This is a genomic window from Microbacterium sp. CFBP 8794, from assembly GCF_014841235.1.
GTDB lineage: Bacteria > Actinomycetota > Actinomycetes > Actinomycetales > Microbacteriaceae > Microbacterium.
Map to the genome: position 1 here is coordinate 225,041 of NZ_JACYTT010000003.1, position 18,764 is coordinate 243,804.

21 protein-coding genes are annotated in these 18,764 nt (G+C 70.1%); 11 read left to right on the top strand and 10 right to left on the bottom strand.

Features of this window, described 5'->3' with window-relative positions; translation table 11 throughout:
* Positions 1–22: 22 nt before the first annotated feature.
* Positions 23–823 carry a fructose 1,6-bisphosphatase gene (locus IFU19_RS08475; RefSeq protein WP_192013432.1) on the top strand — a complete coding sequence of 267 codons (801 nt, stop codon included), beginning with the start codon at positions 23–25 and terminating at the stop codon, positions 821–823.
* Positions 824–868: 45 nt separating this feature from the next.
* On the opposite strand, the gene IFU19_RS08480 is transcribed toward IFU19_RS08475, so the two are convergent.
* Positions 869–1,927, bottom strand: a complete 1,059-nt coding sequence (locus IFU19_RS08480) for a hypothetical protein (RefSeq protein ID WP_192013433.1) — start codon at positions 1,925–1,927, stop codon at positions 869–871.
* Positions 1,928–2,072: 145 nt separating this feature from the next.
* On the opposite strand from IFU19_RS08480, the gene IFU19_RS08485 reads away from it, so the two are divergent.
* A complete protein-coding gene (locus IFU19_RS08485; RefSeq protein WP_055833768.1) occupies positions 2,073–3,551 on the top strand; it encodes a glycosyltransferase family 2 protein in 1,479 nt (492 codons plus the stop codon).
* 98 nt (positions 3,552–3,649) lie between these two features.
* Here the strand turns inward: IFU19_RS08485 and IFU19_RS08490 are convergent, their stop codons facing one another.
* Positions 3,650–4,594, bottom strand: coding sequence for a response regulator transcription factor (locus IFU19_RS08490; protein ID WP_181015995.1), 945 nt, complete (start codon positions 4,592–4,594; stop codon positions 3,650–3,652).
* A gap of 133 nt (positions 4,595–4,727) precedes the next feature.
* Positions 4,728–5,753, bottom strand: a complete 1,026-nt coding sequence (locus IFU19_RS08495; protein WP_235560518.1) for a glycoside hydrolase family 6 protein — start codon at positions 5,751–5,753, stop codon at positions 4,728–4,730.
* A gap of 74 nt (positions 5,754–5,827) precedes the next feature.
* Here IFU19_RS08495 and IFU19_RS08500 point away from each other — a divergent pair, with 74 nt between their 5' ends.
* Positions 5,828–6,145 carry a DUF7882 family protein gene (locus IFU19_RS08500; protein WP_055833774.1) on the top strand — a complete coding sequence of 106 codons (318 nt, stop codon included), beginning with the start codon at positions 5,828–5,830 and terminating at the stop codon, positions 6,143–6,145.
* Positions 6,146–6,152: 7 nt separating this feature from the next.
* Here the strand turns inward: IFU19_RS08500 and IFU19_RS08505 are convergent, their stop codons facing one another.
* Both IFU19_RS08505 and IFU19_RS08510 read right to left on the bottom strand, forming a co-directional pair.
* Positions 6,153–6,605 carry a MarR family winged helix-turn-helix transcriptional regulator gene (locus IFU19_RS08505; RefSeq protein ID WP_192013434.1) on the bottom strand — a complete coding sequence of 151 codons (453 nt, stop codon included), beginning with the start codon at positions 6,603–6,605 and terminating at the stop codon, positions 6,153–6,155.
* Between the two features lie 317 nt (positions 6,606–6,922).
* The gene (locus IFU19_RS08510) at positions 6,923–7,171 is read right to left on the bottom strand and encodes a hypothetical protein (RefSeq protein WP_156459378.1); all 249 of its coding nucleotides are present in this window, start codon (positions 7,169–7,171) and stop codon (positions 6,923–6,925) included.
* 211 nt (positions 7,172–7,382) lie between these two features.
* On the opposite strand from IFU19_RS08510, the gene IFU19_RS08515 reads away from it, so the two are divergent.
* The 6 genes from IFU19_RS08515 (at position 7,383) to IFU19_RS08540 (ending at position 10,819) form a co-directional block, all read left to right on the top strand.
* Positions 7,383–7,760, top strand: a complete 378-nt coding sequence (locus tag IFU19_RS08515; protein ID WP_070408563.1) for a DoxX family protein — start codon at positions 7,383–7,385, stop codon at positions 7,758–7,760.
* Between the two features lie 7 nt (positions 7,761–7,767).
* On the top strand, positions 7,768–8,286 hold the full coding sequence (locus IFU19_RS08520; RefSeq protein WP_192013435.1) for a 2'-5' RNA ligase family protein: 519 nt from the start codon (positions 7,768–7,770) through the stop codon (positions 8,284–8,286).
* Between the two features lie 17 nt (positions 8,287–8,303).
* Entirely contained in the window at positions 8,304–8,681 is a 378-nt protein-coding gene (locus tag IFU19_RS08525) for a PPOX class F420-dependent oxidoreductase (RefSeq protein ID WP_082509263.1), read from the top strand.
* Positions 8,682–8,949: 268 nt separating this feature from the next.
* Entirely contained in the window at positions 8,950–9,441 is a 492-nt protein-coding gene (locus IFU19_RS08530; protein ID WP_192013436.1) for an FBP domain-containing protein, read from the top strand.
* Positions 9,442–9,689: 248 nt separating this feature from the next.
* Positions 9,690–9,911 (top strand): hypothetical protein, encoded by a 222-nt coding sequence (locus IFU19_RS08535; protein ID WP_082509264.1) that lies wholly within the window; start codon positions 9,690–9,692, stop codon positions 9,909–9,911.
* 5 nt (positions 9,912–9,916) lie between these two features.
* Positions 9,917–10,819, top strand: coding sequence for a helix-turn-helix domain-containing protein (locus IFU19_RS08540; protein WP_192013437.1), 903 nt, complete (start codon positions 9,917–9,919; stop codon positions 10,817–10,819).
* 46 nt (positions 10,820–10,865) lie between these two features.
* On the opposite strand, the gene IFU19_RS08545 is transcribed toward IFU19_RS08540, so the two are convergent.
* From IFU19_RS08545 to IFU19_RS08555, 3 genes are all read right to left on the bottom strand, one after another.
* Positions 10,866–11,831: an LLM class F420-dependent oxidoreductase gene (locus tag IFU19_RS08545; RefSeq protein WP_055833795.1), complete on the bottom strand. Its 966-nt coding sequence runs from the start codon at positions 11,829–11,831 to the stop codon at positions 10,866–10,868.
* Positions 11,832–11,939: 108 nt separating this feature from the next.
* On the bottom strand, positions 11,940–12,962 hold the full coding sequence (locus IFU19_RS08550) for a TerC family protein (protein WP_055833798.1): 1,023 nt from the start codon (positions 12,960–12,962) through the stop codon (positions 11,940–11,942).
* A gap of 230 nt (positions 12,963–13,192) precedes the next feature.
* Positions 13,193–13,756 carry a TetR/AcrR family transcriptional regulator gene (locus IFU19_RS08555; RefSeq protein ID WP_055833802.1) on the bottom strand — a complete coding sequence of 188 codons (564 nt, stop codon included), beginning with the start codon at positions 13,754–13,756 and terminating at the stop codon, positions 13,193–13,195.
* 119 nt (positions 13,757–13,875) lie between these two features.
* Here IFU19_RS08555 and IFU19_RS08560 point away from each other — a divergent pair, with 119 nt between their 5' ends.
* Positions 13,876–16,533 (top strand): MMPL family transporter, encoded by a 2,658-nt coding sequence (locus IFU19_RS08560; RefSeq protein ID WP_192013438.1) that lies wholly within the window; start codon positions 13,876–13,878, stop codon positions 16,531–16,533.
* 90 nt (positions 16,534–16,623) lie between these two features.
* Positions 16,624–16,809 (top strand): hypothetical protein, encoded by a 186-nt coding sequence (locus tag IFU19_RS08565; RefSeq protein WP_055833809.1) that lies wholly within the window; start codon positions 16,624–16,626, stop codon positions 16,807–16,809.
* A gap of 149 nt (positions 16,810–16,958) precedes the next feature.
* Here the strand turns inward: IFU19_RS08565 and IFU19_RS08570 are convergent, their stop codons facing one another.
* Together IFU19_RS08570 and IFU19_RS08575 are read right to left on the bottom strand one after the other, a co-directional pair.
* Positions 16,959–18,398 (bottom strand): glycosyltransferase, encoded by a 1,440-nt coding sequence (locus tag IFU19_RS08570; protein ID WP_192013439.1) that lies wholly within the window; start codon positions 18,396–18,398, stop codon positions 16,959–16,961.
* Complete coding sequence (locus IFU19_RS08575) at positions 18,395–18,643, bottom strand: hypothetical protein (protein ID WP_191915754.1); 249 nt, start codon at positions 18,641–18,643, stop codon at positions 18,395–18,397. The genes IFU19_RS08570 and IFU19_RS08575 overlap by 4 nt, the downstream gene beginning before the upstream one ends.
* Positions 18,644–18,764: the final 121 nt, after the last annotated feature.

Sequence of the window (18,764 nt, forward strand, 5' to 3'; positions counted from 1 at the left end):
GCCGTTACCTCAGGAGACACCTGTGAGCACGCCCCTCCGCCGTCGCGCCCTGCGCGCGAGCGCCCTCGCCCTCGTTCTGGCTTTCGCCGGGCCGGTCGCGCTGACCGGCTGCGGCCAGATCAGCGACGTCATCGGTGCCTTCCCGGGGCAGGGGGGCAACCAGGCGGCCGTCGTCCCGACCCCCGCGCCGTCGGCGTCCGCCGACAAGCCGTTCGACTCGCAGTTCACGTACGACGGCTCGGTGTCGCTCTCGACCGAGGTCGCCGACGGCCTCGAGGTGCGCCTCGACGTGTGGGCGGTCAACCCCAAGCGCACGATGGAGTGGACGCCGACCAACGACAAGCAGTTGGGCTTCGCGGTCAACGTCGTCGACCACCGCGTCGACGAGAAGGCCGTGCTCGCTCAGAAGCGTCGCGTCTACGTCTCATCGCTGTCGGTCACGTCGCAGACCGCGCAGACCAGCGGTCAGGTGTCGAGCCCGTTCCAGTTCAGCGCCGACCCGCGCACGCTCGTCCCCTCGGACACGCTCCGTTCCGACCGCGGCCTCTTGCTCAACAGCTTCCAGGGCGGCCTGCTGGTCCCCACCACCTCGATCCGCCAGCTGCCCGCTGACACCTACGGCATCACGCTCGAGTTCGCCCTCAACGTCGCGGTCGAGGGCTCGGCCAACACCGAGACGTCGTTCGGGCAGCAGACGGTGTACCAGTACCTGCCGATCGCGATCTTCGCCGACAGCGAGCAGGGGTCGGCCTCATCGGGTTCCACCCCCGCCCCCGGCAGCGGTCGCGCTCCGGGGTGGGGGCAGTCCGGCAGTCAGGGCTGATCCCGCCCGCGCGCCCGCCGCGGGCGGCCGGGTAGGCGCAGCGGCTCAGCGAGGACGGAGACGGCGACTCTCGAGCAGGTGGGAGAGTTCACCGACCTCGGTGATCACGACGTGCTGGAAGGCCAGGTCGGGGACGTCGTCGTACCCGATACCCGGCATGCGGGAGGCGAACGCGCGTCGGACGGCGACCTCTTGCGCGTCGCCGTCCGACGCCACGGGCGCCACGACGAAGACGGTGTCGCGTGCGGGGATGCCGGTCGCGGCGCGGGGGATCGCGTCGTTGGCGGCGTCGAGCAGCTGTCGCATCATCGTCTCGGCGCGCTCGGAACTGTGCGCGGTGCGGATGAGGTCGAGCTCGGGCACGCGGATGACGGTGACCTGGGCCGCCGCGGCGTCGGCGAGCAACGCCGCCGCCGCGGCGCGCAGTGATCCGCGATCGTGCTCCCGTGTTCCCGGAATCGGAGCGTCGTCGAGGTGGCGACCGATGCGCACGGCCGCGAGCGAGACCAGCGCGATGGCGACGGCGCTGACGGCGGCCGTGGTCTCGGCCGAGACGAGTCCGCGTCCGAGGAGGGGATCGAGGCCGGCGACCGCCACCACGGCCAACCGGGCGATGTTGTAGACGCCGTACAGGCCGAGGGTCCACGTCATCAGCCGGGCGCCGGACAGGTCCGCGAGCGGGCGGCGCGCCATCTCGAGGGCTCCGAGCGCGGCGAACACCGCGAGGCCGGCGGTCTTCACCAGCGTCGCATCGTCGAGGGGGACGAGGAAGGTGAGTCCGAACATCAGGATGCCGCCGGCACCGACGCTGATCGCACCGATCGCCGATCGGGCGTTCAAGCGCCGTGCTCCGGCCCAGAGCAGACCGACGGCCACCACGTTCGTGGCGTTCCCCGCCGCCGCAGCGGTGGTTCCGCCGCCGGCCGCCTCGAACAGGTTCATCGCTCCGCAGAGCAGCGCCGACACCGCCGACAGGTTGCAGTACCGCACGAGGTCTGCCCGGGCTCCGCCGCGATCGTCGCGGGCGCGACCGTGCGTGAGGACGATCGTGGCGAGAGCGAGACCAGCGGCGAGAATCGCGGCGAGGAGGGCGAGGAAGATCACGGAACTCTCGCCTCCTTCGGGGGGCCGGCGCAATCTTGAGCAAATCTTGCGGGGAAGAACGACGTGTGTCCTGGCCGTCTTGCGGCGAACCTACCAGAGTGGGTCTTGGCCGATCCGCCACCGCTCCCACAGGAAGACCACCGTCATGACCGATGCGCGCAGCTTCTCCTCCCCCTCCCGGGAGTTCTCCCACACCGCGGGCGAGCTGACGACGGGGGCTGTCGAGGAGAACCACGGCTTCGCCGACGACTTCTCCGCCGTGCTCGAGAACACCACGGTGCACCGCTCCACCATCGGGTGCGTCATTCCCGCGTACAACGAGGAAGAGTCGATCGCGGACGTCATCGAGGCGCTTCTGTCGCAGACGCGCGTGCCGGACGTGATCCACGTGGTGGTGAACAACACCTCGGACGCGACCGTCAAGATCGCTTCGGAGTACAGCGGCCCGCACGAGATCACCACCGAGCTCGGCGAGCAGTTCACCGAGGTGTTCGTGCACGACATCGGCAAGAACCCCGACAAGAAGGTGGGCGCCCTGAACTACGGGTACTCGCTGGTCGAGGGATACGACTACCTTCTGGGTGTGGACGGCGACACGATCGCCGATTCGAAGGCCGTCGAGTATCTCGAGACCGAGGCCGTCTCCGACTCGCGCATCGGCGGCATCTCCGCCATCTTCACGATCGACGACAAGCCCATCAAGGGCCTCGTGGCGCGATTCCTCACCGCGGGTCAGCGCACGCAGTTCGCCGCGTTCAACCTGCAGAACATGCTGCGCGGTCGAAACATGGCGGTGCTCGGCGGGCAGTTCTCGATCTTCTCGACCAACGCGCTGCGCGAGGCGATGAAGCAGAATCACCAGGTCACGCCGTGGGTGAAGGACTCCGAGGTCGAGGACTCGCTCCTCTCGCTGCAGATCAAGAGCGCCGGGTACCTGACGAAGATCAGCCCCTACGCCCGCGCCGACGTGGGCGGCATGACGACGCTGTCGGGCTACGACGCCCAGCAGGTGAAGTGGACCTACGGCGCCATCGAGCTCATGTGGCCCGGCCAGCGCGGCGACACCAAGGGGCAGCCGTTCCACCCGAACCTCCGTCTGCGGTGGTTCGAGAACTTCGGCATGCTGACCAACCTGTTCGTGCGCGTGGCGTTCCTCACGCTGCTCGCCGGCTCGCTGACCCTCAACGCCTTCGTCTTCTCGCCGCTGTGGCTGATCCCGCCCGTCATCGCGATGCTGCTGAACCTGCGCATCGCACGCACCATCAAGTCGGTGGACCGCTCGGACATCCTCTTCGCCATCCTCTTCTTCCCGGCGGAGATCTTCATGTGGATCCGCATCAGCCACTTCGTGCGCTCCTGGACCCGATTCCTGTCGCGCAAGAAGGTCGACAACTGGGCCATGCAGGCCAAGGCCGAGCGCGGTGGCGGACTCGGCCACTGGACGCCGCTGGTCGTGCTGGTGGCTGTCGCCATCGCCCTCGCCGTCATCTGGATCATGGTCGGACCGATGGTGCAGTCCTCGATCCTCTGGATCGGCTGGCCCATCGTCGGTGTGGTCACCGTGCTCCAGACCGTCATGATGTTCACCAAGCTCGTCCGTCGCCACCACGGCTTCAAGGTCTGACGGACCGACGGTCTGATCGCCCGAATGCATCAGAAAGACGGATGCCTCGGCCCTGGGGAGGGTCGAGGCATCCGTGCTGTCGGTGCGGGTCGCGCGAATCAGGTGGGAGCGAGCAGCTCCGACGTGAGGCGGTATCCGACACCGCGTACGGTCTCGATGTATCGCGGGTTCGCGGGGTTGTCACCGAGTTTGCGTCGCAGGTTCGTCATGTGGGCCTCGATCGCCCGCTTGTCGGCCTCGCCGACGAAGTAGCTGGTGACGTAGGACTCCCCGCGGAGCACGAGCGTCAGGTCGGCCTTGCTGCGCACCCGGCGCTTGGACTCCATGAGGGTCGCGAGCAGGTCGAACTCGGTGCGCGTGAGTTCGAGCTCGTCGCCGCCCACCCGCACGAGGCGGCTGTCGGGGTCGAGCTGCAGATCGCGGTGGACCACCCACTGGGCGCCGGTGGGGGTGAGGTCGTTCGTGGCCATCGCGCCCGCGGCGGGGCGCGGGACGATCTCGGCACCCGCGGGTGCGGAGCGGGGGTCGGGGCCCTGCGAGGAGGGCACCACGACGGGAGCGCTCGGGGTCGCCACGGGGGGCGGTGTCTCGGTGCGAGGAGTGGGGAAGGACGGCCCGACATTGTCTTGGCGCGGGGCCGACGACACGGCGGGCCCGCCGCCGCGCGGGCGGCGCAGCAGCGCCTCGATCCGCGCGCGCAGTTCGCGAGGGCGGAACGGCTTCACGACGTACTCGTCGGCTCCGGCTCCCAGGCCCAGCACGACGTCGGCCTCTTCTTCGAGGCCGGTGAGCATGATGATGTAGGTATCGCTCTGCTGCCGGATGCGACGGGCGGCCTCGAACCCGTCGATGCCGGGCATGTTGACATCGAGCGTGGTGATGAGGGGCTGGTAGGCGATCACCGCACGGACGCCGTCGATGCCGTTGCCGACGGAGACGGTGGAGAAACCCGCCGCCTCGAGGACCTCGACCAACAGGTGTCGGATATCGGGATCGTCCTCGACGATCACCGCGGTCTTCAGCATTTCAGTGCTGTCGCTCATGTCACCCACTCTTCCGGCTTCGCACGCTGGCGTGCCCACGTTCTCCCCCGAGCCGCGGTGTCGCAGAGCGACGAGCGCAATCCTGGCACATATTCGGCCCATCCCGGCCCGATTGCGCGGGATGCGACGGGCCTCAGCCCCGCTCGCGCGCCAGTTCGGCGGCCGCAGCGGGCCACCAGGTTCCGGCCACCGGGCCGCCGTTGCATTCGCCGTCGCTCTCGCCCGGCGGCTTGATCCAGAGGTTCGTGTCGACGACGTCGTCGCCGTACGATCCCCCCGCGCTGCCCACCAGTCGGCCCGAGGGGTTGCACCACTCCGCGCCCGCGGGTCCCGCGCCGTTACGCGACGTGTCGATGACGGCGTGAGTGCCGCCGAGCTGTTCGGACAGCGCGTGGGCGTAGGCGAACTCCGCGGCGGTGTCCTGGTAGTTCGAGACGTTCAGGGCCACGCCGCGGACGTCGGAGAGCACGCCCGTCGAGCGAAGGAGATCGGCCATCTCGGTGACGGGATGCCACGCCGAGTGGCCGCCGTCGATGTAGATCCAGGTGTTCGTTCCGCGGATGTTGTCGACGGCTCCGCGCAGGTAGGACGCCCGGTCGGAGAACGAGCCGCAGGAAGAAGACAGTGCGATGCTGTCGGGTTCGAGCACGACGATCTTCTGGATGTCCGACGCATTGCCCAGCGCATCGCCGATCCGGGCGGTCCACTCGCGATAGGCGTCGGGATCGAGGCCGCCGGCGGAGTGGTTGCCGCAGTCGCGATCGGGCAGACCGTAGACGGCGATCGACAGCGCGGCATCCTGATCCCGCGCCTCGGCGGCCAGGTGCGCGACGCGGTCCCAGACCTCGTCGATCGGGTCGATCTCGGGGGTGAGCCAGTAGGTCGTCGGTTGGGTCGAGAGCCAGCTGGCGGCGTCGTTCTCGTCGGCGCTGCCGGCGGCGGCGCTCGCTGCCTGCGCGGCCTTGGACTCGTCGGGCGCCACGATGCGCGTGTCGACCGCGGGAGGTCGAGCCGACAGAGTCTGGAAGAGGGTGGTGACGAGACTTCCCACGACGGCGATCACCGCGATGAGCGCAGCGATCACGACGACCGCGCCGATCGCCAGGACGGCCCGGGGAACGCGGCGGCGGGGCCGGTTCGGGCGGTGTGTTCTCACCACGATCAGGACTCTAGTCGAGCGTTCGTCGGTCGGGGCCGCGTTAGCTAACCGAGGTGCCGATATAGGCTGTATCGGTGGGAAAATTGGTTTACAACACGCTCGGGCACTCGTTCGACATCGAAGACCGGACCCTGTCGCATCTGCGACTGGTGTTCATGAACAAACTGCGTCGCGCGGAGCCGTTCATGTTCCATTACGCCCACGGCGACGGCAGTGGTACGCGGAGTCTGTGGATCCACCCCTCGATCCCGCTGGTCTTCCACTTCTACGGCAGCCGAGCCCCCCAGCTGAATCGGCGCTGGATCGACGACATGATGAACGAGGCCAGTTCACCCAACGGCCTCGCGGTCGGCATCGAACCGGAACCCGACGGAGCCGTGGCGGTCGTGTGATCCGGCGTCAGCCGCACTCCGCGTCGACGACCTCGCGGACGCGGTCGAGGAACGACACGATCTGATCGGCGGTGTCGGCCGGAAGGTCGAGGGCGAACTCGCGGATGCGGGCGGTCACCGGGTCGATGGCATCCGGGTCCTGATCCCGGTCGAACGGGACGACGAACTTGCTGCGTCGGTCCGCGGGGTTCGCCATGAAGGTGATGAGCCGGCCCGCGTGAAGGCGGTCGAGCATCCCGGTGACGGATGCCGTCGAGATGCCCAGCGCCTGGGCGATCTCGGTCGGGGTCACGTGATGGCCGTCGTCGGTGCGCTCGAGGATGAGTCGCATCGCCGCGCGCGCGTTCTCGCTCGGGCCGCAGTCGGTCTGCCGACGGCGGGAGAGCCGGGCCTCCGCCAAGCGGAGTCGTTCGACGGCGCGGGCTGCGCTCGTGGCGGGTTCGTCCGTCGCGATCGTCATACGCCTCCTGTCGGATCCGGGCGAGGTGACCGACAGTCTAGTTAGGTTAACGAGATTCCAGGCGGTCGATACATCTTGGGCGGCGTCCGATAATTCACCTCTGCGGCCGCATATTGTCGGGTTTTCCTGGCCGATAGTTAGGCGGCCTAGTAAAATATGAGTGCGAAATATCTCCCGAGGGAGACGTTCCTGGGCCTTTCGTACTCCGGGTCGTCCGTACAGCCCTTCTCTTTCCCCGACCCGTCGGGCGGGGTCATTCTCGACCCCGGAGCGCACCGACCTCGACGTCGCTCACAGCGCCCGCCTGACGCGTCCGCTCAGCGTTGGCCGGCGGCGTGTCGGTGAGCGATGACCGACATCCACTGCATCCCCGGACACGGCGGCGCCGAACGGCCGCGCATGCGCTCCCACGCCTCGACGTAGATGCCCTCGAGAAGGGCGTCGGCGGAGGCGGCGACGCCGGTGAGGGAGAGCAGCACCGCATATACGCGCGGGGCGGTGGCGTCGTAGAACGCGACGAAGGCGTCGCAGTCGCCACTAGCGGCGCGGACGAGCAGAGCGTCCACGTCGGCGTCCTCACTCGCTGTAGATGCTGTCTCGGTCATCGTCATGGTCACCCCCTTCGTCGCGTATCGTCAGTCAACCGCGCAGCGCCTCGAGGACACGGGGCTTGCGCGATCCGGCCGGGTGGCGTAGTCGCCGCGATCCGTCGCGCAGAACGCGCGCGTCGTCGTCAAGCCCACCGGATCCACGTCTCGCGGCTCGTACCGTGGTCGCATGAGATCTGTCGTACGGTGGGCGCTCGCCCTGGCAATGCTGTTCGCCGGTGTGTCGCATCTGACCTTCGCGCGCCGCGATTTCCAGGCGCAGGTGCCGGATGCCCTGGTCGAACGGGGGCCCCTCGATCGCGACGCCGTGGTCGTGGCATCCGGGGTCGTCGAAGCGGGTTTCGGCCTGGCCCTGCTGGTGCTGCCGAAAGAACGTCGCCGGGTGGGGGCCGCCCTCGCGGCCTTCTTCGTCGCGATCTTCCCCGGCAACATCGATCAGTGGCGCAAGCGCCGTTCGGCGTTCGGTCTGGACACCGACCGCAAGCGCCTCGTTCGCCTGTTCTTCCAGCCGGCTCTCGTCGCGGCGGCCTGGTGGTCGACGCGATGACCGCGCGATGAGCGACGGCACCAGCCTGGAACTGCTCTTCGACGACGACACCGACGCGGCCGTCCGACGCGAGTGGGACCTTCTCGTCGCGGCCGACCTCCCCAGCCAAGCTCGGCACACGGGCGAGAGCAACCGCCCGCATCTGACGATGCTGGTGCGCGGGGCCCTCGACGAGATGGATGCCACGGGGCTGGCTTCGTCGCTCCCGCTCCCGCTCACACTCGGGGCGCCGCTGCTGTTCGGCGTCGGTCGCACCCGCGTCATCGCCCGCTCGGTCGTTCCCACATCGGCCCTGCTCGACCTGCACGCGCGCGTGCACGAGCGCGCGGGTGCCGGCGACGACGCCGACCACACGCGCCCGGGTTCGTGGACGCCGCACGTCACCCTGGCGCGACGCGTGCCGGTGGACCGGATCGGCGAGGCGCTCTCGGCGTTGGCACGAGGAGGCGGGGCGGACCTCGCGGTGCGGGCGACGTCGATCCGTCGCTGGGATGCCGCCACGAGAACGGTCTCGGACATCGCGTGACGTGGCACCCTGGAGGAGTGCTGACCGATGACGCCTTCGCCTTCTTGCGCGAGTACCACCTGGCCACCCTCTCGACCGTCGGCCGTTCGGGTCGGGTGCACTCCGTTCCCGTGGGCTTCACGTACGAGGACGGCATCGTGCGCGTCATCGGCTCGCGCGGCACCCAGAAGTTCGTGAACGCCGCACGCAGCGGCCGTGCCTCGGTGTGCTCGGTCGCCGGGGCGCAGTGGATCAGCTTCGAAGGGTCGGCGCAGGTCACCGATGATCCGGAGGCCGTGGCCCGCGCAGTGGAGCTGTACGCCGCGCGGTACCGGCAGCCCCGTGAGAACCCGGAGCGCGTCGTACTCGAGATGACGGTCGAGCGCACGCTTGGTTCGGCGGCGTTTCGGGCCTGACGGGCGTACCCTGGAGGTATGTCCTTCGTCACTCCTTCGGTGCCCTCCGGGCGTGAGGGGGTCGTCGGCGCGCGGAGCGCCGGCGGCACAGGCGTCGTGCGCGCCGCTTCCCCCGCCGTCTGACCGACGGGGCCCGCTCGCCGGTGTGCGAGCCACCTCGATCCCTGTCGTCCTCTCGACCGGTCGATCACCTTCGCGCGTGCGCTCCTTCTCGCACGCACGTCTTCGTTCCGCCCGCGCGGGCGGACCCTCTCTTCGGGATACCTCCATGCACGCTCTCTCCGCCTCCACCCTCCGTTCCGCCTTCGTCAACGTCTCCACCCGTGAGCGCAGCGCCCTCACGGTGCCCACCGACATCGAGGCTTCGCCGTGGGACCGCCTCGACTACGTCGGATGGCGCGACGCCAAGTCGCCCCTGCTCGGGTTCGTCGTCGCCGAGATCGACGGCACGCCGGTCGGTCTGCAGTTGCGCCAGACCGAACAGCGCACCCGCACTCGCGCACAGTGCTCGTGGTGCACCGACGTGACGCTGCCGAACGACGTCGTGCTGTTCTCCGCGCGACGGACGGGCAAAGCGGGCCGGGCGGGGAATACCGTCGGTACCCTGCTCTGCGCGGGATTCGAGTGCTCGCGCAACGTGCGTCGGCTCGATCCGCCCGCGTACCTCGGTCATGACGCTGCGGCGGCGCGCGATCGTCGCGTGGCGTCTCTGCGAGCGCACGTCGACGCGTTCTTCCGCGACCTGCGCGACGGGGTCTGACCGCGCGGCGCGGGAGCGGACTCGTCGGGGCGAGGCCCTCGGCGGTCCGCTCTGCTGCGATACTCGCCGCGGGGATCCCGGCATCCGCTGACCCCCCGATCGCGGGGAAGCCGCAACCTCCGACCGACGACGGGTCGGAGGACGCATCCCGTGCGGGACGCGGCCCCGGATCATGGTCGGCGAGGGGGACGCGCCCCGGCACGCCCGCCGAGCGTGCGGGCAGACCTCGACCGGCGGGTCCCGCGCAGGTGGGGCGCCCGTCGTCCGGTCGCCCCCGTTCTTTCGCGGACCTCCGCACCGGGGTGCTCGAGGGGCGCACGTTCGCGTCGTTGCAGGACTTCGCCGTCGCCGCGGTCCTCGAGGGCGGATACTCGGTGTCGACCATCGCGCGTCTGTTCCGCATCCAGCAGTGGCGTCTGCAAAAGTGGGTCGATGAGGCCGCCGCCGCGCCTCGGGTGAGGCGGGGATGACACGGATGACGGACGTGACGGTGGACCATCGACTCGACGGTGTTCTGCGTGGCCTCGCCGACCGGGTGCGGGCACTGCGAAGGGTGCGGGACTTCTCGGTCGCCGGGTTGGCTTTCGAGGCCGGCATTTCGGAGTCACGCGTCCGCGCGATCGAGTCGGGACGCGCGACGGCGTCGCTGGCGACGCTCGTCGCCCTCGCCGAGACCTTCGAGATCGGGATCGCCGAGCTCTTCGGCGGCGTCACGCGCACGGCGTCGGGCGACGAGGCGACGCGCAGCGAATACGTGGTGCCGAGCGAGGTCGTGTGGGGAGGCGACCTTCCCCCGGCGCCCTGGATGAGCGCGCCCGAAGCGAAGGTCAGCCCGTACGTGGTGCCGAGCGAGGTGGTGTGGGGTGGGGAGCTCCCCGCCGCGCCCTGGAGTTCTGCGGTGGCCGCGCCGACCATGCCCGAGCCGCCCCTCGCGCCCGTCCGGCCCGAGTCGGCGGTTTATCCTCCGACAGAGCAGACGTGGGGCGGGCCGCTGCCGCCCGCGCCGTGGGTGCGCCACGAGGCGCCGATACGCCCGCCGGAAGCCGCGTGGTCTGCGATGCACGCACCCGCGCCCAGCGAGACGGCGTCCCGCCCGGCCCCGCCGGCGACCGGCGTCGTCGCCTCGCGACCTCAGCCCGTCGCCGGCTCGGTCATGACCGGCGTCGAGCGTGCCCCGGCACCGCGTCGGCAGCCCCGCACCTTCACCGAACTGCGCGAAGGAGTGCTGGCGGACCGCGAGTTCCGCTCGCTCCGCGAGTTCGCCGTCGCCGCGGTCGTCGAGGCCCGGCATCCGGTCTCGGTCGTCGCCCGTGTCTTCCGCCTGCCCTCGTGGCGCCTCGAGAGGTGGATCGCCGAGACCGGCGCCTCTCCGCGCTGAGCCCGGGAGTCCGGGGCGTCGTCGCCGACGCGCCCCGGACCACGGCTCACAGGGCGCGGAGCTTGTCGAGCAGGGGAGCGGCGATCTCGTCGACGAAACGCTGCTGCTGCTCGTCGCCGACCTGCACGATGGCGATGTCGGTGAAACCGGCGTCGATGAACGGCCGCACGCTCTCGGCCAGCTCATCGAGGTCGGGGCCGCAGGCGATCGACTCGGCGACGTCTTCGGGTCGCACGAACTGCGATGCGCCCGCGAAGCCCGCGGGGGTCGGGAGGTCGGCGTTGACGGCCCAGCCTCCGGCGAACCAGCGGAACTGGTCGTGGGCGCGTGCGATGGCGGCATCCTTGTCGGGGTCCCAGCTGATCGGGATCTGACCGATCTTGCGCGACGCGCCCTCGTGGTGCTCGTCCCAGCCCTGGACGATCTCGGCATCGGGCTCGGTGGTGATGAGGTGGTCGCCCAGGGGAGCGAAACGCGCGATCGAGTGCTCGCCCGACACCGCCACACCGATCGGCACGCCGCCGTCGGGCGCATCCCACACGCGCGCGGAGTCGACGCGGAAGTATTCGCCGTCGTAGGTGACGAGGTCGCCCGTGTGCAGGGCGCGGATGATCTCGATGGCCTCGACCAGCATGTCCTGGCGGGCGTGGACCGCCGGCCAACCCTCACCGACGACGTGCTCGTTGAGGTTCTCGCCCGAGCCGAGGCCGAGAGTGAACCGCCCCTCCGACAGCAGCTGAAGGGTTGCCGCCTTCTGTGCGACGACGGCGGGGTGGTAGCGAACCGTCGGGCACGTCACGTACGTCATGAGCTCGACGTCGGTCGTCGCCTGCGCGACGGCACCGAGCACGGTCCACGCGTAGGGCGCGTGACCCTGGCTGGTGAGCCAGGGCGAGTAGTGGTCGCTCGAGACGAGGAAGTCGTAGCCGGCGCGCTCGGCGCCGACGGCGTAGTCGACGAGCGCCCGGGGGCCGCTCTGCTCGGTCATGAGGGTGTAGCCGAATCGCGTCATGACCGCCACGGTAGGACCGCCGAGGGACGCGTCCGCCGGGGTTGCGCACGACGCCCGGATACGGCAACGGGCCCACGGCGATCGCCGCGGGCCCGTCGTCGTGCGGGGTCAGTCCTCGGGTGCGTGGATGACCTTCTCGCCGTCGAACGTCTCGCGTTCCTTCTTCTGGTCGTCGTTGCGGGTCTTGCGCAGGCTGAGGAACGTCGCCACAGCCACGGTCGCCGCGATGAACAGCAGCGAGAACCAGATCGGGATCTCGGGTACCCACAGCAGCGGCTCGCCGCCGTTGATGAAGGGCAGCTCGTTGACGTGCAGGGCGTGGAAGACGAGCTTCACACCGATGAACGCCAGGATGACGGCCAGTCCCTGCGCGAGGTACACGAGGCGCTCGAGCAGTCCGCCGATGAGGAAGTAGAGCTGACGCAGGCCCATCAACGCGAAGGCGTTGGCGGTGAAGACGATGTACGCCTCGTTGGTCAGACCGTAGATTGCGGGAATCGAGTCGACCGCGAAGACGAGGTCGATGAAGCCGATCGCGATGATGACGAGCAGCATCGGGGTGACGAAGCGCTTGCCGTCCTTCTTCACCGTCAGCTTGTCGTCGTTGTACTCCTCGCTCACGGGGAGGACGCGGCGGACGAACTGCATGAACTTGCCGTTCGCGGGGTCGCTGTCGCCGTGCGAGAACGCCTGGCGGTAGGCGAGGAAGAGCAGCAGGGCGCCGAAGATGTAGAAGATCCACGAGAAGTTCTCGATCAGCGCGGCACCGACGGCGATGAATGCGCCACGCATGATCAGCGCGATCACGATGCCGATCATCAGCACCTTCTGCTGATAGATCTTCGGCACGGCGAACCCGGTCATGATGATCAGGAACACGAAGAGGTTGTCGATCGACAACGCCTTCTCGGTCAGGTAGCCGGCGAAGTACTCGCCGCCGTAGGTCCACCCCGAGACGGCGCCGATACCGACGCCGAAGAGCAGGGCCAAGCCGATGTAGAACGCCGACCATCGAGCGGACTCAGCGATCGTGGGCTCGTGAGGCTTTCGCACGTGCGCGAAGAACTCGAAGACGAAGAACGCGATCGTGATCGCGATGGTGATGATCCAGACCAGGGGTGTGACGCCCAAGACGGCCTCCAGGGAGAATAGGTGTACGCCAGAACACCAAGGTCTCTTCCACCCGGCGAAGCGGGCCGACGTCCCGGGTCCACGATGGCGTGGCCGTATTGACGAGATCGTCGCGTGGGAGTACTCCCCTTGCTGCGCACGATTCTACGGGATGAAGATGTGCGTGGGTGGGCTGGACGCCGTTTCGGGCGATGTGCTAGTCGATCCTGAGTCCTGCGGCCGCCGCCGGGTCAGGTGCGAGCACCCACGATCGCGTCGACGAGAGCGAGCATGTCGTCGCGATGGAAGGCCTCGCGACTCAGGGCGCGCAGGATGACCGCTCCCACCAGGGCGTCGGCGGCGGCGTCGAGACGGGGCCCGGTGGCTCCTCCCAGCGCTTCGGACAATCGCGCCATGAGAGGCGCCGCGAGGATCTCGGTGCGCAGTCGTCGGCCGGTCTCGGCACTTCCGGCGGCCGCGGCGACGAGCGAGTGCAGCATGCCCTCGCCCTCGGGGCTGGCGCGCAGGGTGAAGAGTTCGTCGAGCCAGTCGGCCAGGTCGATGCGCGCGTCTCCGGTGTCGGGGAGGTCGCGCCGGCCGCCGAGCAGGCGGCCCTCGAGGATCGCCTCGGCGATGACGTCTCCCTTGCTCGGCCACCAGCGATAGATGGTCTGCTTGCCGACGCCGGCGCGCCGGGCGATGCCCTCCATCGTGAGGTGGTCGTAGCCGCGCTCCACGAAGAGGGCGACGGCCGCATCGATGATCGCGAGGCGCGCCGCCTCGCTGCGAACGGGTCCACTGCGCGGAAGAGCCATGACACACATTCTGGACGACCTCGAGCCGAATCGAGACGAGACGGTGCGTGTTATCTTCGACGGACTGGTCGGAGCCGACGGTGCTCCTCCGCGCGCACCGCACGAGAGGAACATTCCGCATGGCTGAACTGCTGCACCGTCTCGGAACCTTCGCGGCGCGCCGCGCGTGGACGGTGATCGTCGCGTGGGCCGTGATCCTCGGCGTGGTGGTGGGCGGCTTCCTGCTGGGCTCCAAGGGCCTCAGCTCGAGCTTCGACATCCCGGGCACGGCATCCGGGGACGTCATCGCGAAGCTGCAGGAGGAACTGCCCGACTTCAGCGGCGCCTCGGGAGCGGTGGTGTTCCGCACCGCCGACGGCTCGGCGCTGACCGACGAGCAGAAGAGCGAGATCTCGGGGCTGGTCGCCTCGGCAGGCGACCTGCCCGACGTGGCGCGCGTCACCGATCCCTTCTCGACGCAGCAGCAGCTCGACGATCAGCGACAGCAGGTGGTCGACGGCCGCCAGCAGCTCGCCGACGCCCGCGCGCAGGCCGAGTCGGGCGCGCAGCAGCTCGACGCGGGGACGGCGCAGCTCGACGCGGGCCAGCAGCAGCTCGATGCCGCCCGCGCGCAGCTCGAGGCCGCGCCGCTGCCCACCGCACAGAAGCAGGCGCAGCTCGAGGCCCTCGACCAGCAGCAGGCGCAGCTCGACCAGCAGCGCGCGGCGCTCGCGCAGCAGCAGACGCAGGTGACCGACGGCCTCGCGCAGATCTCCGCGCAGGAGACCCAGCTCGCCGACGGAGCCGAGTTGCTGTCGTTCGCGGATGCCATCCGTCTGGTGTCCGACGACGCGTCCACCGCGATCGTCAACGTCGGTTTCAGCGAGCCGCGGCTGGAGCTGTCGGAGGCCTCGAAAGACGCCGTCGTCGAGCACTTCACGGCCGAGCCGGTGCCGGGCGTCGATGTGGCGTTCAACACCGAGATCGCTCAGGGTGTGCCCGAGATCCTCGGCGTCGGCGAGGCCATCGGCGTCGCGATCGCCGCCATCGTGCTCGTCGTCGTTCTGGGCTCGGTGCTCGCAGCCGCGTTTCCCATCGTCACCGCGCTCGTCGGCGTCGCCATCGGGGCCATGGCCACGCTGTCGTTCTCGGGCGTGGTGCAGATGGCATCCGTCACCCCGATCCTCGGCGTGATGCTCGGCCTCGCGGTCGGCATCGACTACGCGCTGTTCATCCTCTATCGCCACCGGCGCCAGCTGCTGCAGGGCGCCGAGGTGGTCGAATCCATCGGCCTCGCCAACGGAACGGCCGGGAACGCCGTCGTCTTCGCCGGCACGACCGTGATCGTGGCCCTGCTGGCGCTCAACATCACCGGCATCCCCTTCCTCGGCCTGATGGGAACGGCGGGGGCGGTGAGCGTGCTGGTCGCCGTGCTCATCGCGGTGTCGCTCATCCCCGCGCTGCTGGGGCTGGCCGGTCCACGGATCCTCACCCGCAAGGCCCGCGCCAGGGCGACAGCCGCCGCGGACGCGATGGAGCGCCCGCGCCGGGCCGCGGGCTCGGCCCCGGCTCCCGTCGACTCCGCCGAGCATCCGCGTCGCGCAGCCCGGTCCGCCGAGCCTCCCGTCGCCTCCGCCGAGCACCCGCGTCGCGCCGCCCGCACGGGGTCGATCGCGACGGTCTCCGCGGTGAAGCCGATGTCGACGCTGCGTGCCGTGCTCACCATGGTGATCGCGACCCTGGCGCTGCTGGTCGTGGCGATCCCCGCCCTGTCGATGCGGCTGGGCCTGCCCGACGGCGGGTCGGAGGCCGAGGACTCCATCGCGTACCAGGCGTTCACCTGGACCGACCAGGCGTTCGGCGCCGGGGCGAACGCCCCCCTGCTCGTGACCGCGACGCTGCCAGCCGGCACCGCCGAGGCCGACGTGCAGGGTATCCAGCTCGACGTCGCGCGCGAGCTGTTCGCGCAGGACGATGTGGCCGCGGTGGCCCCGGTCGCGGTGTCGGACGACCGGACGCTCGCGGCGTTCCAGGTCATCCCGAAGGAGGGCCCGAACGCGGTGTCCACCGAACAGCTCGTGCGCGATCTACGGTCCCTCCCCGCGGTCGACGGCGACATCGAGCTGGGGGTCGCGGGCGCCGCCGCGATCAACATCGACATCTCCGAGGGTCTCGCTGACGTGCTGCCGATCTACCTCGTGGTGGTCGTGGGGTTGTCGTTCCTCATCATGATCATGGTCTTCCGCTCGCTGCTGGTGCCGTTGATCGCGACGGTGGGCTTCGTGCTGTCGTTGTTCGCGACCTACGGCGCGGTCACCGCGGTCTTCCAGTGGGGCTGGCTGGGCGGCATCCTGGGCGTGCACAACCCCGGCCCGATCCTCAGCTTCCTGCCGGTGATCCTCGTCGGCATCCTGTTCGGTCTCGCGATGGACTACCAGTTGTTCCTCGCCACCGGCATGCGCGAGGCGTGGGCGCACGGGGCCGCGCCCCGACTGGCGGTGGCGCAGGGGTTCCGCGCGGGACGCACGGTCGTGACGGCCGCGGCGATCATCATGATCGCGGTGTTCTCGGGCTTCATCGCGTCGGACGCGGTGATCATCAAGTCGATGGGTCTCGGCCTCGCGCTCGGCGTGCTCTTCGACGCGTTCATCGTGCGCATGCTCCTCATCCCCGCGATCATGCACGTTCTCGGAGGGTCGGCCTGGTGGCTGCCGCGATGGCTCGATCGCATCGTGCCGAACGTCGACGTCGAGGGCTCGGCGCTCGAGCGTCGTCACCCGGCGCATCACGACGCGTGAGCATCTCGGGCCAGGTCGGCGCAAGCCCCGGTCGGCTCGCGACGAAGGGGGTCAGGATGCCAGTCACCACCCTTTCCGAGGAGGACGACGATGACTGACCGCGAAGAGACCCAGGACGCCCCCGTGATGGACGGTGCGACCGACGCCGGGGTCGAAGAGAAGAAGCAGGGCGAGCAGGAGCAGCGCGCCGCCGACGCCCAGGTGAACGACGACGTGTCGAACGAGGACCTGAAAGACGACCTGCGCAGCATCCGCGGCTACGGCGAAGACCGCTGAGAACGGCGGCGACTCCCGTCCGGAGCCGCGTGGGGGAGGGCTCGACGGACGGGAGTCGTCGGTGGCACCGAGATCGGTGCCTTCCGCGCCGGCGATGCCGGGGTGGTGAGAGGAACGTTACGCCTGCGTGGGCCCGATAGGTCCGGATCTCAGCCGATCCGAAGGCGGCGCCGCAACATCTCGCGGGTGCGCCAGGTGGTCCCTCGGAGCCGGTGTCTCCGTCGGGCCCGAGAGAGCGCGCGCCCCCACAGGCGCAGGACCGCGGCCTCGTCGTACGCGCGTGCCCTCTCGACGGCGGCACGGCGCATGCGGGCGAGGGTCGCCGGGCTCGCGGATGCCGCGTGCACGAGCGCCTCACTCAGCGCGGCGACATCACCGGGCGCCACGAGCCACCCGGTGCGTCCGTCGGCGATGAGCTCGCGGGGGCCGTACGGCACGTCGTAGGCGATGGGCAGACAGCCGGCGGCCATCGCCTCGGCCACCACGAGCGAGAAGGCCTCGGAACGACTCGTCAGCAGGAGCGTCGAGGCGCGCCGGAGGGCATCGCGCGCGGCGGGATCGAAGCCGTGGAACACGACGCCGTCGCCGGCCCGTCGCTCCAGAGCGGCGCGGGAGGGACCGTCGCCGTACACGTCGAGGTGCACCTGCGCGCCGTGCGACCGTGCCAGCCCGATGGCGTCGACCGCGTCGTCGACGCGCTTGATCGGCTCGAGCCGGGCCACCACCACCGTGCCGTCGCGCGGTGCACGAGTATCGGCGTCGGGCACGTCGACCGGATGTGGTACCGCGGTCAGCAGGGGGATGGGCCCGACCTCGCGCCGCACGTCGGCCACCTGCCGTGGCGTGCAGAACACGACGGCGTCGAAGGCGCTGAGCCGCGAGAACACCTCCGCGCGGGAGGCGCGGATGGCGCTGCCGTCGTCGGTCAGGTGGGAGCCGTGCACCACGTGCAGCACGACCACGCCGGCTCGGCGATACCCGGCCGCGAACCGTGCCATGGCCTTGCTGTCGACGAGCAGGAACGACCGGGCACCGCCGGTCAGCCGGTCGAGCCACGCGGTGTACAGCTCCCTCACCCCGCGCCACGCGGCGCGAGGGGCGCCGCTCTCATCGCAGGCCACGATGACGCGCCGGGTACGGCCGGAGCCGTGGGCGACATCGCGGCGGTCGCTGACGGCGAGCGTCCCGTCGGCGCGCAGGTGATCGATCTGCTGCACCGCCCCCGCGGCATCCGTCCGTATCCGCCGCACCAGGAGGCCCGCGGTGTACTCGGCGGTGGCCGAGGCCGTCAGGGGTGAGAATCCCGCGCCGGCGGCGACCGGACGGCCTCGCAGCGTGTTCTCGCGAAGCCAATCCCACAGGTTGGTGAGGTGCACGCCCGGGGCGAGGGCACCACGACGCTCGAGCTGCGCCGACACGGCGACCCGATCGTCGCGGTCGTCGCACGTCAGCACGTGCACGGGGGAGCCGTGGTCGGCGAAGGCGCGCGACCGCTGCAGGAGGGCGGCGGTGAGGCCGCCGTACTCAGCGGGTATGCCCCACGTGAGGACGAACTGCCGACCGCGGGGAAGAGAGGGGCCGCGCGTCATCCGGCGTCGTCGGGGGAGATCTCCCCGGCGGCGATCGCGTCGGCGTACGTGCGGATGTCGGGACCCGGCTCGTAGTCGATGAAGCGGTTCTTGATGCGGGCGTTGATCTGCGCGAACGCCTCGTCGGAGGAGATGCCGTCGCTCTCGCGGGCGATGGCGACGACGGCCTCGCGCAACACCGCGTCGGCGTCGTCGAGGATCTTCTGGCGGGCGGGCTCGTTCCAGCGGATATCCGAGGTGTCCATGGCGACAGATTACGACGGGCCGCAGACACCGAGACGCGGGTTGCGCGCACCGCGCGGGTGTGCGGCGAGGCCCGTCGGCGCAACCCGACGCCCGCGCGGAGGAGCCTCGACGAGGATGGGG